We start from the raw sequence: 15,229 nt of genomic DNA, 5'->3' as shown, positions 1-15,229 counted from the left end.
GACAGGCCTGTGGATCGTGAAAGTAGAAACGGGCTGCAGGCGCCATGACCAGCGGCGACGATCCGGAGAGTGGCCGGAGCGCGGCGCCGGAATTCGATTGAGGTTTGCGGCAATATGATTTATTGAGGGGCCATCACAACTACGTCATCCGCGACGTTTTCGCGCGGCCGGCCGCTTGCAATTCGCCACCACCTTGGGCCATGCTCGCCTGGTGGGACAGGGAACAATCGCACTCATGTCATTCTGGGACAGCCTCCTCAAGATCGTCACGACCACCGGCAATGCGCTTGCAGGGGTGGTCGAGGCGGTTCGCACGCTCTTCGAAGGAGATCCGGAAACCCGCCGCAAGGTGGCGTTCTCGGTCGCGATGATCGCTCTGTCGGCGAAAATGGCGAAGGCCGACGGCATCGTCAACGAAGCCGAGGTGAGTGCGTTCCGCGACATCTTCAAATTTCCGGCCGACCAGGCGAAGAACGTCGCCCGGCTCTACAATCTCGCACGCCAGGACGTCGCGGGATACGAGGCCTATGCGGAGAAGATGGCGTCGCTCTGCTCGTCCTGCGAGCGGAACTGCCCGATCCTCGAGGACATCGTCGACGGGCTTTTCCACATCGCGAAATCCGATGGCGCCGTCCATGAGAAGGAACTCGCATTCCTGATGCGCGTGGCGGAAATCTTCAAGATGGACGAGGCGCATTTCCAGCGGATCCTGGCGCGCCACGTCAGCGGCGACGACCGCGATCCCTATCAGGTTCTCGGCGTTTCGCCGAAGGACGATTTCACCGAGATCCGCAAGCGTTACCGCGTTCTCGTTTCCGAGAACCATCCGGACATGCTGGTGGCGCGCGGCGTGCCGGAGGAGTTCCATGCGATCGCCAATGATCGCATGGCGGCGCTGAACGCGGCCTACGAGGCGATCGAGAAAGAACGCCGCGCCGCATGACGTTCGAGACCTGCGATTTTCCGGGCGCCCGCCCCGTGCCTTCCCCTAATCATGGCGAACGCGCGGGCGGGCGCAGGCCGGACATGATCATCCTTCATTACACGGGCATGGAGACGGCGGCTTCGGCGCTCGACTGGCTCTGTCGCGAGGAAAGCCAGGTCTCCAGCCATTATTTCGTTCATGAAGACGGGCGTGTCGACCAGCTCGTGGCGGAAGAGCGTCGCGCCTGGCATGCGGGCAAGAGCTTCTGGAAGGGCGAAACGGATATCAACTCCTGTTCCATCGGCATCGAGATCTCCAATGCCGGCCATCCGAGCGGGCTGCCGGAATTCCCCGAGGCGCAGGTCGAGGCCGTCATCGAATTGTGTCTGGACTGTGGCAAACGCTGGCAAATCGCCCCGGAAAGGGTGCTCGCACACAGCGATGTGGCGCCGATTCGCAAGGTCGATCCGGGAGAAAAATTTCCCTGGAATGTGCTTTTTCGTCGCGGGGTCGGGCACTGGGTGGAACCGACGCCGGTCCGCGGCGGGCGTTTCTTTCAGCGCGGCGATCGCGGGCAGCCGGTCGAAGCGCTCCAATCGCTCCTGTCGCTCTACGGCTATGACGTTGAAGTCACGGGAGATTTCTGCGAGAGGACCGAAGGCGCGGTGGCGGCTTTCCAGCGCCATTTTCGGCAATCGCGGGTAGATGGAATTGCCGACGTTTCCACCATCGACACCCTGCACCGCCTGCTTTCGGCGCTGCCGAATCTCGCCCTTTAGGCGGCGATTTTCGCTTGCACTAAATTAGCGTCCGTTGAGCTTTCTTGCGCGATTTTTTCGCGTTGCCACATGTTTACCATGATGGCCCGGTCATTTCCGCAGCATCAACCGCAAGGAATGCGGCGTCTGGCGCAGCTTTCTTGCCAATGAAAACGATCGGGAAATTCGGTCGTGGTCGGTGGGGTGCGCCGGCCGCGGTTGGTTCCCCAGACCGGAGACTTCAAACTAAATGAGAATATCGTCTGCTGCTGCGGTGGCGGCATGCCTTTGCATGTCCATCGCCGGGATTGGTACGTCGTATGCGGGGAACGTCGACCGAACCATCAAGACCTCCTCCCTTGAAACCGTCACCAGGACGACAGGCTTTCCAAAACCGGACCTCACGCTGACGCTCGGTTCGGCCTACACGATTCTCATCCAATCCTACGCGAAGCAATACGGGGTGCCGGCCGGTCTCGCTCATGCCATCGTGAAGGTCGAGAGCAACTTCGACGCAGATGCCCGCGGCAGCGCCGGTGAAATCGGCCTCATGCAGATCAAGCCGGCCACCGCCCGGATGATGGGCTACTCCGGGCCGACAAAGGGCCTCTACGATCCGGAGACCAACATCAAGTTCGGCATGAAATACCTGGCGAAGGCGCGGGAGCTTTCCGACGGCACGACCTGCGGCACGATCCTGAAATACAATGCCGGCCACGGCGCCAAGCGGATGAACCCGGTATCGAAGCGGTATTGCGGCAAGGTTCAAAATATCCTGGGGTTGAGGTCGAAAGCGGCCAAGACACAGGACGCTGCCGGATAGGTATCGCGTTCCGGCCAACGCACTCTGCGCGGGAACCTGGTCATTGGCCCGCCAGAGGCGCAAAAATCGTTACAACCCTTTGACGCGCTGCAGGACTTGTCCTTAATCGATCCGAATTCAGGAATCGGGGAAGGCAATGTCGGAAAGCTTTGATTTCGTCATCGTCGGCAAGGGAATGATGGGCGCGGCCGCGGCGCGCCATCTGAGCCGGTCCGGCGCGAGGATCGCGCTCGTCGGCCCCGATGAGCCGGAGGATTGGGCCGGCCATGGCGGCGTCTTTGCCAGCCACCACGACAATGCGCGCATTACCCGCACGATCGATAGCGACCCCGTTTGGGCGCGGCTCGCGCGCGGGTCGATCGACCGCTACAGGGAAATCGCCGAGGAAAGCGGTATCGACTTCTATTTCGAGGTCGGCTGCCTGATTGCCGCCCCCATGCCGGGTGGCGCCTTCGACTATCTCGAGAAGGTCGAACGGGCCCGCGACAGGCTCGGCGTCGAGGCGCCGCTGATCCCCGGCGACCGGCTCGCCGAGCGGTTTCCCTGGTTCCGCTTTCCGGCCGCCTACGCCGGCATTCATGAGGCGCGCGGTGCGGGCTACATCAACCCCCGGGCGCTGGTGCGCGCGCAGACCATCGCAGCGGAAAGGGCAGGGGCGCGCGTCGTCCGCTCGGAGGTCGTGGCCATCGACGAGGGCGCGGATCACGTGGTCGTCGGGACGGTCGACGGGCAGTCGTTTCGCGCCGGACGGATCCTCGTCGCGGCCGGCGGCTTCTCGCTTTCCGAGGCGCTTTTGCCGCGGCCGATCGATCTGACCGTGAAGGCGCGCACCGTGTTTTTCGCCGAGGTCGGTCGCGACGATCTCGCCGGCTTTGCCGGCATGCCGTCGCTGATCGGGGCGGCGCCGGAGCAGGAGAAAAGCTACTACCTGCTGCCGCCGGTTGCCTATGCCGACGGCAGGCACTACATAAAGATCGGTGGCGATCCGAACGACCGGATCCTTCCCAGCGAACCGGCGATCAGGACATGGTTCCGCGGCGGCGCGAGCGCCGCGGCGGCCGATCACATGCGCGGTCTGCTTGCCGAGGTGATGCCGGGTCTCGCACCCGTTTCGGCGCATTTTTCGCCTTGCGTCACCTCCTTCACGCGGCACGGCTATCCCTATGTCGACTTTGTCGGCGATCGCATCGCGGTGCTGACCGGCGGCAACGGTCAGGCGGCCAAGAGTTCGGACGAAATCGGCAGGCTGGGGGCGACGCTGCTCATGAACGGTCGGCCCGATGCCGGCGAATACGAGACCGATTTCGCGGTCGCCTATCGATAGCCGAGCCGGCTCGCGCCCGTGACCGATTTCACTGGCGCTTCGGGTTCCGGTCGGCTAATGAGCCTCTGCCAGTTGGCCGGGCAGCCGCGCCCCGCAAGCGCCGAAAGGCCGCGGGGTGAGGAAAGTCCGGGCTCCAAGGAAACACGGTGCCGGATAACGTCCGGCGGGGGTGACCCCAGGGAAAGTGCCACAGAAAGCAAACCGCTCCGCTCGCGGAGTAAGGGTGAAAGGGTGGGGTAAGAGCCCACCGCGGACATGGCAACATGGACGGCACGGTAAACCCCACCGGGAGCAAGACCGAATAGGGATGACACGGGCGTGCAAGCGCCCAGCCGGTTTCCAGGCCCGTCATCCGGGTGGGTTGCACGAGGCTGCGCGCAAGCGCAGTCCCAGATGAATGGCTGCCACGTTCCGCCCTCGAGGCGGAGCCATACAGAACCCGGCTTACAGGCCAACTGGCTTTTCTCTTTTTCAAGTCGAATCAACGCGCGACGGCCACCGGCGGGTGGCCGTCGCGCTCCGCTTTTGCGCGGGATTCCAAGGGATTAGGGTTGCGATCGTAACCCTTTGTTAAACTTAACAACCTATCAATATTTGATCATCCGCGAGGCTGTTTACGAGCTTCTCCCATTGACGCCCATATGGTCCCATGTTATCCCATAATGGTACTGCGCAAGGGCCGCGTCGTGGCCCATCATCGCGAAATTCCAGGGTCCCTTCCTCGGAAGGTTCAGGCGGGCATGCTCGTGTCCGGCGGGGGTCTTTTGCGTGCGCAGGCGAGTATCGGTGCGGGCCGATGATCGTGGCCCGTCAATCGGAGGCGGCCGTTTCGCGTCATGAACCGCTTCTTGTCACATGCAACGAACCGGATCGATGCCAAGGGGCGAGTCTCCGTGCCTTCGGCGTTCCGCGCCGCGGTTTCGGAGGCGGGCGTGCGGGAGCTATACTGCTTCCAGGACTTCGTCTTTCCGGCGGTGAGCGTCGGTGGGCCGGAGCTTCTGGACCGGTTCGAGAGGCAGATGGCGGCCGAGGATCCGTTTTCGGACGCGGCCAACCAGATGTCGCTCCTCGTTCACGGGGGCGGCGTCTTCGTGAAGCTCGACCCGGAGGGCCGGCTGATGGTGACGGATTTCATCCGCGACTTCACCGGCATCTCGACCGACGTGACCTTCGTCGGGCGGGGCGATCATTTTCAGCTCTGGGAGCCGCGGGCGTTTGCGAGGGCGCAGGTGGAAGCCAGAGAGAGGCGCAAGCAACGGGGGCTGCGTCCGGAATAGTGTGGAGAGGCGGAATGGTGACGGATCAAGGCGGTAGGACATCCGAGGCCGATGGCGGACCGGTCCGTCACATTCCCGTCATGCTCTCCGAAGTGCTCGCAGCCCTCGATCCCGCTCCCGGCAAGATCATTCTCGACGGCACCTTCGGCGCCGGCGGCTACACATCCGCGATCCTGGATGCGGGCGCCGACGTGATCGCGCTCGACCGCGATCCGACCGCAATTGCCGCCGGCCAGTCCCTCGTTGCGGCCGCCGGCGGGCGGCTCAGGCTCGTTCATGCCCGTTTTTCCGAGCTCGCCGATCATGCCCCGGATGGCGGGCTCGACGGCGTCGTGCTCGACATCGGCGTTTCTTCGATGCAGATTGACGAGGCGGAGCGCGGCTTTTCCTTTCAGAAGCAAGGGCCGCTCGACATGCGCATGTCGGCTACGGGCGTTTCCGCCGCCGATGTCGTCAACCGCGCCAAGGTCTCTGATCTCATCCGGATTTTCGGCTTTCTCGGCGAGGAGAAGCAGGCGGGGCGCATCGCCCGCGCGATCGAGAAACGCCGTGCCGAGCAGCCGTTCGAGACGACTCGCGATCTTGCCGGGTTGATCGAGGTGGTGACGCCGCGCAAGGCCAAGGACAAGATCCATCCCGCCACCCGCGTCTTCCAGGCGCTGCGCATCTTCGTCAACGACGAGCTCGGCGAACTCGCCGGCGCGCTCTTTGCCGCCGAGCGGGTGCTGAAACCCGGCGGGCGGCTCGTCGTCGTCACTTTCCATTCGCTCGAAGACAGGATCGTCAAGACCTTCTTCCAGGATCGCTCCGGCAGGGCGGGCGGCTCACGGCATCTGCCGATGGTGGCCGAGCGCGCCGCAACCTTCGCGCCAGTCGGAAAGCCCATGCTGGCCGCGAGCGAGGAAGAAGCGGCCCGCAACCCGCGGGCCCGTTCGGCGAAGCTCAGGGCCGGCCTCCGGACGGAGGCGGCGCCAGGGGCAAGCGACCTGTCCATCTTCAATCTGCCGGAACTGGCGAGCCTTGCACGGCTGGGGGGCTAGGAGACGATGCTCAGAACGCTCGATATTGTCCTGATCGTCATCATGACGGCGGCAGCGACCGTCACCTATACGATCAAGCACCGGGCCGAGAACAAGCGCGAGGAAGTCCGCAGGCTCGATGCGGCGATCAAGCTCGAAGAGGACACGATCGACCTGCTCAAGGCCGACTGGGCGCTTCTGACCCAGCCAAACCGGTTGGAGAGGCTCGTCGCCGCCTTCGCCGCCGACCTGCAGCTTGCGCCGACGCCGCCGACGCAGCTCGCGCGGCCCGAAGAGCTGCCGATGCTGAAAGCGGACTTGCCGCCGCCCGAAGAAGACAAGAAGGCGAAAGACGGTGTCGCCGCCGTCATCGAGGCGGATAACATCAAGACAGGTTCGGTGGCGCGCTGATGTCCTTTCTCTCCCGTATCATGGTGCTGAAAAGCAAGGCGCATTTCTCGGCCGGCGGTAACAACCGGCCGGCCGAGGCGGGCGTCAACGTCACCTTTCAGGGAACGCGCAAGAAGAGCGCCAGTCAGGCGAAGAGCCGGGTGGCGATCGTCATCGCCAGCTTCGGCATCGTCTATGCAGTGATCGGCGGGCGTCTGGTGCAATACGGCCTAGCGCAGCCGGAGACGGTCTCCTCGATCGGTCGCGCCGACAACCTGATGGCCTCGCGCCCGGATATACTCGACCGCAACGGCGAGATCCTCGCGACCGACATCCGCACCGTCTCTCTCTATGCCGAGCCGCACAAGATCGTCGACGCCGACGAGGCGGTGGAGCGGCTCGCGACCGTGCTGCCCGATCTCAATGCGCGCGACATCTACAACAAGCTGAAATCGAAATCGCGCTTCCAATGGCTGCGCCGGCAACTGACGCCCAAGCAGCAGAGCGAGATCCTCGCGCTCGGCATTCCCGGCATCGGCTTCCGTCCGGAGAAGCGCCGCTTCTATCCCGGCGGGCCGACGGCGGCCCATATCCTCGGGCACGTCAACATCGACAACCGCGGCGTCGCCGGCATGGAGCGCTATATCGACGACCAGGGCCTGGCCGACCTCGCCGCCATCGGCATGACCAGCGACGCCAAGCTCGAACCGGTGAGGCTCTCGATCGACGTGCGCGTCCAGAACATCGTGCGCGACGTGATCACCGCCGGCATGAAGAATTTCGAGGCGATCGCCGCCGGCGCCGTCGTCATTGACGTCCATACCGGCGAGGTACTGGCGATGGCTTCGGTCCCGGATTACGATCCGAACAGGCCGGCGGAAGGCGCGGAAGAGGGCTGGATGAACCGCATGTCGAACGGCACGTTCGAGATGGGCTCCACCTTCAAGACCTTCACCATCGCCATGGGGCTCGATTCCGGCAAGGTGACGCTCAACGACAGCTTCGACGCATCGGCGCCGATCCGCATCGGCGGCTTCACCATCAAGGACTTCCACGGCAAGCGCCGGGTGCTGACGGTGCCGGAAATCTTCCAGTATTCCTCGAATATCGGCACGGCGAAGATCGCCGACCTCGTCGGCATTCCCGGACACAAGGAATTCCTCACCCGGCTCGGCCTGCTCACGAAACTGCCGACGGAACTTCCCGAGGTGAAGACGCCGAGCCAGCCGCGCGAGTGGAAGAAGATCAATTCGATCACCATCTCATTCGGCCACGGCGTCTCGACCACGCCGTTGCAGACGGCCGTCGCCGGGGCGGCGCTGGTCAACGGCGGCAAGCTCATCCCGCCGACCTTCCTGCCGCGCAGCGAGGAAGAGGCGAGCGAACTCGCGACGGCAGTGGTCAAGAAGAGCACCAGCGACGACATGCGCTACCTGCTCCGCCGCAACGGTATCGCCGGTTCGGGCAAGCGGGCGCTCGTTCCGGGCTTCAATGTCGGCGGCAAGACCGGTACCGCCGACAAGGTCGTCAACGGCCGCTATTCCAACGACCTGAACTTCAATGCCTTCCTCGCGGCTTTCCCGATCGATGATCCGAAATATATCGTGCTGACCTTTATCGACGCGCCGAAGACCGGCGAGGGCGGGGGGCGCACCGCTGGGTCGAACGCCGCGCCGATGGTGCGCGACATCATCAGCCGCTCCGCGCCGCTGCTCGGCGTCGAACCGAAATTCGGTGAAGACGGTTCTGCCTTGCTTGTGTCTTATTGACCGTGAAATGAAAGTGCGGACATTCGCGATTCCCGTGGACATGGTTCCGTAGACTTGACGTCGATCGAAGGAACCATGCCGCGGCTCAAAGTGTCACAGCGAGCATCGTGCGCCTGAAGGCGCACGGCGCCGCAGGATCATATCGGTGTGAGCAGTTCATGAAGATCAAGGACCTGGCGGGAGCGAGTTTCCCGGAGCTTTCGGCGCAACTGACCGGCGATGCCGCGACGATCGAGATCGGCGGCCTCACTGCCGACAGCCGGCGGGTCAAGCCGGGCGATCTCTTCGTCGCCGTTGCCGGAACGAAGGCAAACGGTGCGGCCTATATTGCCGATGCGATCTCGCGCGGCGCCGCTGCGGTCGTCGCCGCAGACGCCCATGCGGAGGGCGGCGCGCCCATCTTCCGGCTTGCGGAGCCGCGCCGCTTCCTCGCGCAAGCCGCGGCCGCCTTCTTTGGACGCCAGCCGGCGACCATGGTCGCCGTCACGGGAACGGCGGGCAAGACGTCCGTCGCCTCTTTCACGCGGCAGATCTGGGCGCATTCGGGCCTGTCGGCGGCGATGATCGGCACGACCGGCGTCGTGGCGCCGGGCCGCAATGAATACGGATCGCTGACGACGCCGGATCCGGTCTCGCTGCACGCGCTGCTTGCGGAACTCGCCGACGAGGGCGTCACGCATGCGGCGATGGAGGCTTCCAGCCACGGCCTCGACCAGAACCGCCTCGACGGCGTCAGGCTCGCCGCCGCCGCCTTCACCAATCTAGGCCGCGACCACATGGACTACCATCCGACGGTCGAGCACTACATGGCCTCGAAGATGCGTCTTTTCGAGGCGCTGCTGCCGAAGGGCTCGCCGGCGGTGATCTTCGCCGACGATCAATGGTCGGGCGAGGCGATCGCCGCCGCTCGCAAGGCGGGCCACGACGTGCGGACCGTCGGCCGCAACGGCGATTTCATCAGCCTGAAGCGCGTCGAGCATTTCCGCCACAAACAGTCGGCTGAGGTCCATGTCGGCGACGACATCTTCGAGATCCACATTCCCCTCGCCGGCGATTTCCAGGTCGCCAACGCCCTGGTGGCAGCCGGCCTAGCCATGTCCGCCGGGATCGACGCAAGGACGGCATTCTCGGCGCTCGAGAAGTTGCAGGGCGCTTCGGGCCGGCTCGAACTCGTCGGGCAGACGAGCGACGGGGCGCTCGCCTATGTGGACTATGCCCACAAGCCCGATGCGCTCGCAAATGTGCTGGAGTCCGTGCGCCCCTTCACCACGGGCCGGGTGATCCTCGTTTTCGGTTGCGGCGGCGACCGCGACAAGGGCAAGCGGCCGATCATGGGCGAGATCGCCAGCCGGCTCGCCGATGTCGTCATCGTTACCGACGACAACCCGCGTTCCGAAATACCGGAAGTGATCCGGGCCGAGATCATGGCCGGGGCCAGCGGCGCCACCGAGATCGGCGACCGCGCCGTGGCGATCCGCACCGCCGTTCGCATGCTCAAGACCGGAGACACGCTCATCGTCGCCGGCAAGGGGCACGAGGAGGGGCAAACGATCGGTTCCGTGACGCTGCCGTTCTCCGATCATGCGGAGGTGCGCAAGGCACTGGGAGGTCTTTGATTTGAACTGGCTCTGGACAAGCAGCGATCTTCTGGCCGCCATGAACGGCCGTCCCGTCGGCAACTTGCCGGAAGGAATCGGCGGCATTTCGATCGACAGCCGGACGATCGGCAAGGGCGAGGCCTTTTTCGCGATCAGGGGCGATCGCGTCGACGGCCACGACTATGCCGGCATCGCGCTTGCGAACGGAGCCGCGGTGCTTGTCGTCAGCGAGGCCAAGCTTCCGGCGCTCGGCCGCCTGATCGCGCCGATGATCGTCGTCGACGACGTGCTGGAGGCGATGATCCGGCTCGGCTGCGCGGCGCGCGATCGCAGTGCCGCAAAGATCATCGCCGTCACCGGTTCGGTCGGCAAGACGACCACCAAGGAGATGCTGCGGCATGTGCTTTCGCCGCTCGGCCGGGTCCATGCCTCCGTCGCGTCCTTCAACAATCACTGGGGCGTGCCGCTGACGCTTGCGCGCATGCCGGAGACGACCGATTTCGGCATATTCGAGATCGGCATGAACCATCCCGGCGAGATCCGCCCGTTGACGCGGATGGTTCGCCCGCATGTCGCGGTCGTAACCAGCATCGCCGCGGCTCACCTCGGCAATTTCACGAGCCTCGAAGAGATCGCGGCCGCAAAGGCCGAGATATTCGAGGGCGTCGTCAACGGCGGCCACGCCGTCCTCAACCGCGACAGCGCGCAATACGAGTTCCTGGAAAAGGCCGCAGCGGCCGCGGGCGTCGGCCATGTTCATTCCTTCGGCGCCAATCCCAAGTCGGAATACCGTCTGGCCGAGTTCGCCGGCCAGGCGGAAGGTTCCGTGCTTTGGGCCGCCATTGCCGGAAGAACCCGCGAAATCGCCATCGGTGCGCCCGGACGCCATATCGCGGAGAACGCGCTGGCCGTGATTGCCGCGGCGACGCTGGCCGGGGCCGAGCTCGACCGCGTTATTGCTTCGCTTGCGACGATGCATCCGGAAAAGGGCAGGGGGCAGCGGCATCGCCTCACGATCGGCGCCGGCGAGCTGACGCTGATCGACGAGAGCTACAACGCCAATCCGGCTTCCATGCGAGCGGCGATCTCGCTTCTGCGCGACGCCGAGCCGCCGCCCGGCGGGCGCCGCGTTGCGATCCTCGGCGACATGCTTGAGATGGGCGAGCATGCGGCCGCGGTTCACGCCGCGCTTGCCGAGCCTCTGGTTGAAGCGGGGGTTTCCGACGTCTGGCTCGCGGGGCCCGAGATGGCGCATCTGCGCGACGCCCTGCCGCCGGAGGTCTCGGTCGTCTACCGGGAGAAGGTCGATGATCTGGCGGCTTACGCACTCGGGGCGGTTGCGGCCGGCGACGTCGTGATGGTCAAGTCCTCGAAGGGCACAGGCTGCGGCAGGATCGTCCAGGCGCTTGTCGAGGCGTATCCCGAGAGGACGGCCGAGGCGGGGGAAGCATAGCGGGCGTGCAGCAGTTCAAAGTGCTGCAGCGACCTTTCTCCGTCTGGAGAGGCAGGGCGCCGCAGTGCTGGTGGATACAGCCCGCGGCCAGGGGAAATGGCCTAACATAGTCGAACGCAAGCGGGTATCGTCCGGCAGATGATTCTGTTGGACGATGTCCGATTCTAAACTTCTGGGGGAAAGGTCCCTTATGCTGATCTGGCTTGTGGAACTGGCGGACCACTTTCAATTCTTCAATCTCTTTCGCTACATCACCTTCCGCACGGGTGCAGCACTCTTTACTTCCGCCCTGATCGTGTTCCTGTTCGGCCCGGCGATGATCGCGTCGCTGCGCATCCGCCAGGGCAAGGGCCAGCCGATCCGCGCCGACGGACCCCAGACCCACTTCAAGAAAGCCGGCACGCCCACCATGGGCGGGCTGATGATCCTCGCCGGCATCGTGGTGTCGTCGCTCCTGTGGGCCGATCTTTCGAGCATCTACGTCGTCTCGACGCTGCTGGTGACGCTCGGCTTCGGCGCGATCGGCTTCTATGACGACTATCTCAAGGTGACCAAGCAATCGGACAAGGGCTTTTCCGGCAAGGCGCGCCTCGGCATCGAATTCGTGATCGCGGCCATCGCCGTGTTCTTCATGATGCAGGCGGCGCTTTCGGCGGGCACCGCGGGCTCCACCTTCGGCTCGTCGGTCACCTTCCCCTTCTTCAAGGACCTGATGCTCAATCTCGGCTATTTCTTCGTGCTCTTCGGCGGCTTCGTCATCGTCGGTGCCGGCAATGCCGTGAACCTGACGGACGGTCTCGACGGGCTCGCGATCGTCCCGGTGATGATCGCTTCCGCCGCCTTCGGGCTGATCGCCTATCTCGCCGGTAACGCCGTATTCGCCAACTACCTGCAGATCCATTTCGTGCCCGGCACCGGCGAGCTCGCCGTGATCCTCGGCGCCGTCATCGGCGCCGGTCTCGGTTTTCTCTGGTTCAACGCCCCGCCGGCCGCCATCTTCATGGGCGACACCGGCTCGCTGGCGCTTGGCGGCCTGATCGGCACAGTGGCGGTCGCCACCAAGCACGAGATCGTCATGATCATCATCGGCGGCCTCTTCGTTGCCGAGACGCTGTCGGTCATCATCCAGGTCTTCTGGTTCAAGCGGACCGGCCGTCGCGTGTTCCTGATGGCGCCGATCCACCATCACTTCGAAAAGAAGGGCTGGACGGAGAGCCAGGTGGTGATCCGCTTCTGGATCATCGCCGTCATCCTTGCGATGATCGGTCTTTCCACGCTGAAGCTGCGGTGAGCGACGATGATTCCGGTCACCACATTCAAGGGCAAGAAAGTCGCACTCTTCGGCCTGGGCGGCTCGGGTCTCGCGACGGCAGAGGCGCTGGTCGCAGGCGGTGCCGAAGTGACGGCGTGGGACGACAATCCCGACAGCGTGGCCAAGGCCGCCGCGGCAGGGATCCCCACCGCTGATCTGCGCCACGTCGATTGGCGCGTCTTCGCCGCTTTCGTGCTTTCGCCGGGCGTGCCCTTGACGCATCCGAAGCCGCACTGGAGCGTCGATCTCGCCCACCAGGCGGGCGTCGAGATCATCGGCGACGTCGAGCTTTTCGTGCGCGAGCGCCGCGCGCATGCGCCGGATTGCCCCTTCATCGCCATCACCGGTACCAACGGCAAATCCACGACGACGGCGCTGATCGCGCATATCCTCAAGACCAGCGGACGGGACACGCAGCTCGGCGGCAATATCGGTACCGCCGTGCTGACCCTCGAGCCGCCGCAGACCGGGCGCTTCTATGTGGTGGAGTGCTCGTCCTACCAGATCGATCTTGCACCGACGCTCAACGCGACGGCCGGCATCCTGCTCAACCTCACGCCCGATCATCTGGACCGGCACGGCACTATTCAGCATTACGCCGACATCAAGGAGCGCTTGGTCGCCGGAAGCGGCACGGCCGTCATCGGCGTCGACGACAGCTTTTCCAGCCTGATCGCCGACCGGGTCGAGCGGGCGGGAGCGAAGGTCGTGCGCATCTCGCGCCGCCAGGTCCTTGCCGACGGCATCTACGCCAAAGGCTCGGCCCTGATGCGGGCGCAAGGCGGCAGCTCTTCGCTCTTCACCGATCTTGCCGGCATCCAGACGCTGCGAGGCGGGCACAATGCCCAGAATGCGGCGGCAGCCGTCGCCGCCTGCCTCGCCGTCGGCGTCGGCGAAAAAGACATCGTCGAGGGCCTCAGGACGTTTCCGGGCCTCCGGCACCGGATGCAGCCGGTCGCGCGAAAGGGCGAGATCGTCTTCGTCAACGACAGCAAGGCGACCAATGCCGACGCCGCGGCCCCGGCGCTTTCGAGTTACGACCGTATCTACTGGATCGCCGGCGGCCTGCCGAAGGAAGGCGGCATCGCCTCGCTGGCGCCGTTCTTCCCGAAGATCGTCAAGGCCTATCTCATCGGCGAGGCGGCGCCCGCCTTCGCGGCGACGCTCGGGGAGGCGGTGCCCTACGAGATCTCCGGGACGCTCGAAAGGGCGGTGACGCATGCGGCAGAGGATGCGGCGCGCGACAGGCAAGGTCCGGCGGCCGTGATGCTTTCCCCGGCTTGCGCAAGCTTCGACCAGTACAAGAACTTCGAGGTGCGTGGAGATGCCTTCGTCGGCCATGTCGCGGCGCTCGAAGGCGTGACCATGCTCATCTGACGGATTTGGACGTTGGCGCGGCATGCGCCTGAGAAGGGGACAGACAGATGGTAAGCCGAGCCGAACGTGGCCCCGTGGCCGACTGGTTCTGGACGATAGACAGGTTCTTCCTGGCGACCTTCATCCTGCTGATGGGCGTCGGCTTCATGCTGTCCTTCGCGGCAAGCCCTCCGGTCGCCGAGCGATTGGGTCTCGACAGCTTCCATTTCGTCAAGCGCCACGCCGTCTTCCTCTTGCCCTCGCTGGCGGTGATGGTGGGGATATCCTTTCTGTCGCCGCGGCAGGTCAGGCGCGCGGCGATCATCCTGCTCGGTGCATCTCTCGGAATGATGGTTCTCGTCCTCTTCATCGGCGAGGAGGTCAAGGGCTCGCTCAGGTGGATATCGATCGCCGGAATTTCGATCCAGCCTTCCGAATTCATGAAGCCGGCCTTCGTCGTCGTCTGCGCCTGGCTTTTCGCGGAGCACGCGAAGCAGCCGGAAATCCCCGGAAACCTGCTGTCGATCCTATTGTTCGGCATTGTCGGCGCGCTGCTCGTCGCGCAGCCGGACCTCGGCCAAACGATCCTCACCGCGGCGGTCTGGGGCGGCATGTTCTTCATGGCCGGCATGCCCTGGCTCTGGATCATCGTGCTCGCCGGGGCGGCCGCAGGCGGCTTCTTCGTGGCCTATACCATGCTGCCGCACGTCGCCGGCCGTATCGACCGGTTCATGACGGGCGAGGGTGATACGTTCCAGGTGGATACGGCGCGCGACGCCATCATCCGCGGCGACTGGTTCGGTCGCGGTCCGGGCGAGGGCATCGTCAAGCGCATCATCCCCGACAGCCATACCGACTTCGTCTTCTCGGTGGCGGCCGAGGAATTCGGCATCGTGTTCTGCATGGTGATCGTCATGATCTTCGCCTTTCTGGTGATGCGCGGCCTCAACCATGCTTTCCGCGAACGCAATGATTTCAACCGCTTTGCCGTCGCCGGCCTGGTGCTGCAGATCGGCATCCAGTCGATGATCAACATCGGCGTCAATCTGGAGCTGCTGCCCGCCAAGGGCATGACGTTGCCGCTGATCTCCTATGGCGGTTCGTCGATGGTGGCGATCTGCGTGACGGCGGGCTTCATCCTGGCACTCACCCGGCACCGGCCGGAAAAGCGCGCGGTCGAGCGCAGCCTGTTTCGATCCGGCGTCGGGGTGCCGGCGGAGTAAGA

At 64.6% G+C, this 15,229-nt stretch carries 13 protein-coding genes and 1 other RNA gene; all 14 read left to right on the top strand.

Annotated elements, in window-relative coordinates; all coding sequences use genetic code 11:
• The first annotated feature begins 235 nt into the window (after nt 1-235).
• The 14 genes from ATB98_RS27135 to ftsW all read left to right on the top strand — a co-directional run bounded on the left by ATB98_RS27135 (nt 236) and on the right by ftsW (nt 15,227).
• The gene (locus ATB98_RS27135) at nt 236-943 is read left to right on the top strand and encodes a J domain-containing protein (protein WP_066879606.1); all 708 of its coding nucleotides are present in this window, start codon (nt 236-238) and stop codon (nt 941-943) included.
• The gene (locus ATB98_RS27130) at nt 940-1,704 is read left to right on the top strand and encodes a peptidoglycan recognition protein family protein (protein WP_066879603.1); all 765 of its coding nucleotides are present in this window, start codon (nt 940-942) and stop codon (nt 1,702-1,704) included. Before ATB98_RS27135 ends, ATB98_RS27130 begins: the two co-directional genes overlap by 4 nt.
• 229 nt (nt 1,705-1,933) lie before the next feature.
• Nucleotides 1,934-2,506: a lytic transglycosylase domain-containing protein gene (locus ATB98_RS27125; protein ID WP_066879600.1), complete on the top strand. Its 573-nt coding sequence runs from the start codon at nt 1,934-1,936 to the stop codon at nt 2,504-2,506.
• Nucleotides 2,507-2,642: 136 nt separating this feature from the next.
• Nucleotides 2,643-3,830, top strand: coding sequence for an NAD(P)/FAD-dependent oxidoreductase (locus ATB98_RS27120; protein ID WP_066879597.1), 1,188 nt, complete (start codon nt 2,643-2,645; stop codon nt 3,828-3,830).
• Nucleotides 3,831-3,898: 68 nt separating this feature from the next.
• Nucleotides 3,899-4,293, top strand: an RNA gene (gene rnpB / locus ATB98_RS27115) — RNase P RNA component class A.
• A gap of 373 nt (nt 4,294-4,666) precedes the next feature.
• Nucleotides 4,667-5,107: a division/cell wall cluster transcriptional repressor MraZ gene (gene mraZ / locus ATB98_RS27110; protein WP_066879594.1), complete on the top strand. Its 441-nt coding sequence runs from the start codon at nt 4,667-4,669 to the stop codon at nt 5,105-5,107.
• Nucleotides 5,108-5,121: 14 nt separating this feature from the next.
• Nucleotides 5,122-6,147, top strand: a complete 1,026-nt coding sequence (gene rsmH / locus ATB98_RS27105; RefSeq protein ID WP_066879590.1) for a 16S rRNA (cytosine(1402)-N(4))-methyltransferase RsmH — start codon at nt 5,122-5,124, stop codon at nt 6,145-6,147.
• 6 nt (nt 6,148-6,153) lie between these two features.
• Complete coding sequence (gene ftsL, locus ATB98_RS27100; protein WP_066879587.1) at nt 6,154-6,537, top strand: cell division protein FtsL; 384 nt, start codon at nt 6,154-6,156, stop codon at nt 6,535-6,537.
• Nucleotides 6,537-8,285: a peptidoglycan D,D-transpeptidase FtsI family protein gene (locus ATB98_RS27095; RefSeq protein WP_066879584.1), complete on the top strand. Its 1,749-nt coding sequence runs from the start codon at nt 6,537-6,539 to the stop codon at nt 8,283-8,285. The genes ftsL and ATB98_RS27095 overlap by 1 nt, the downstream gene beginning before the upstream one ends.
• A 158-nt stretch (nt 8,286-8,443) precedes the next feature.
• On the top strand, nt 8,444-9,901 hold the full coding sequence (locus tag ATB98_RS27090) for a UDP-N-acetylmuramoyl-L-alanyl-D-glutamate--2,6-diaminopimelate ligase (RefSeq protein ID WP_066879581.1): 1,458 nt from the start codon (nt 8,444-8,446) through the stop codon (nt 9,899-9,901).
• A gap of 1 nt (nt 9,902) precedes the next feature.
• The gene (locus ATB98_RS27085; RefSeq protein WP_066879578.1) at nt 9,903-11,336 is read left to right on the top strand and encodes a UDP-N-acetylmuramoylalanyl-D-glutamyl-2,6-diaminopimelate--D-alanyl-D-alanine ligase; all 1,434 of its coding nucleotides are present in this window, start codon (nt 9,903-9,905) and stop codon (nt 11,334-11,336) included.
• Nucleotides 11,337-11,526: 190 nt separating this feature from the next.
• The gene (gene mraY / locus ATB98_RS27080) at nt 11,527-12,627 is read left to right on the top strand and encodes a phospho-N-acetylmuramoyl-pentapeptide-transferase (protein WP_066879575.1); all 1,101 of its coding nucleotides are present in this window, start codon (nt 11,527-11,529) and stop codon (nt 12,625-12,627) included.
• Between the two features lie 6 nt (nt 12,628-12,633).
• Entirely contained in the window at nt 12,634-14,025 is a 1,392-nt protein-coding gene (gene murD / locus ATB98_RS27075) for a UDP-N-acetylmuramoyl-L-alanine--D-glutamate ligase (protein ID WP_066879572.1), read from the top strand.
• A gap of 47 nt (nt 14,026-14,072) precedes the next feature.
• Nucleotides 14,073-15,227 (top strand): putative lipid II flippase FtsW, encoded by a 1,155-nt coding sequence (gene ftsW / locus ATB98_RS27070; protein ID WP_066879569.1) that lies wholly within the window; start codon nt 14,073-14,075, stop codon nt 15,225-15,227.
• Nucleotides 15,228-15,229 lie beyond the last annotated feature (2 nt).

The sequence above is a fragment of the Sinorhizobium saheli genome, from assembly GCF_001651875.1.
GTDB classification, from domain to species: domain Bacteria; phylum Pseudomonadota; class Alphaproteobacteria; order Rhizobiales; family Rhizobiaceae; genus Sinorhizobium; species Sinorhizobium saheli.
This window is presented reverse-complemented; position numbering and strand designations above follow the sequence as displayed.

Excerpts from the sequence above, each read along its gene's own strand:
- ATB98_RS27135 (WP_066879606.1), top strand. The coding sequence starts at position 236 with ATGTCATTCTGGGACAGCCTCCTCAAGATCGTCACGACCACCGGCAAT.
- ATB98_RS27130 (WP_066879603.1), top strand. The coding sequence starts at position 940 with ATGACGTTCGAGACCTGCGATTTTCCGGGCGCCCGCCCCGTGCCTTCC.
- ATB98_RS27125 (WP_066879600.1), top strand. The coding sequence starts at position 1,934 with ATGAGAATATCGTCTGCTGCTGCGGTGGCGGCATGCCTTTGCATGTCC.
- ATB98_RS27120 (WP_066879597.1), top strand. The coding sequence starts at position 2,643 with ATGTCGGAAAGCTTTGATTTCGTCATCGTCGGCAAGGGAATGATGGGC.
- mraZ (WP_066879594.1), top strand. The coding sequence starts at position 4,667 with ATGAACCGCTTCTTGTCACATGCAACGAACCGGATCGATGCCAAGGGG.
- rsmH (WP_066879590.1), top strand. The coding sequence starts at position 5,122 with ATGGTGACGGATCAAGGCGGTAGGACATCCGAGGCCGATGGCGGACCG.
- ftsL (WP_066879587.1), top strand. The coding sequence starts at position 6,154 with ATGCTCAGAACGCTCGATATTGTCCTGATCGTCATCATGACGGCGGCA.
- ATB98_RS27095 (WP_066879584.1), top strand. The coding sequence starts at position 6,537 with ATGTCCTTTCTCTCCCGTATCATGGTGCTGAAAAGCAAGGCGCATTTC.
- ATB98_RS27090 (WP_066879581.1), top strand. The coding sequence starts at position 8,444 with ATGAAGATCAAGGACCTGGCGGGAGCGAGTTTCCCGGAGCTTTCGGCG.
- mraY (WP_066879575.1), top strand. The coding sequence starts at position 11,527 with ATGCTGATCTGGCTTGTGGAACTGGCGGACCACTTTCAATTCTTCAAT.
- murD (WP_066879572.1), top strand. The coding sequence starts at position 12,634 with ATGATTCCGGTCACCACATTCAAGGGCAAGAAAGTCGCACTCTTCGGC.
- ftsW (WP_066879569.1), top strand. The coding sequence starts at position 14,073 with ATGGTAAGCCGAGCCGAACGTGGCCCCGTGGCCGACTGGTTCTGGACG.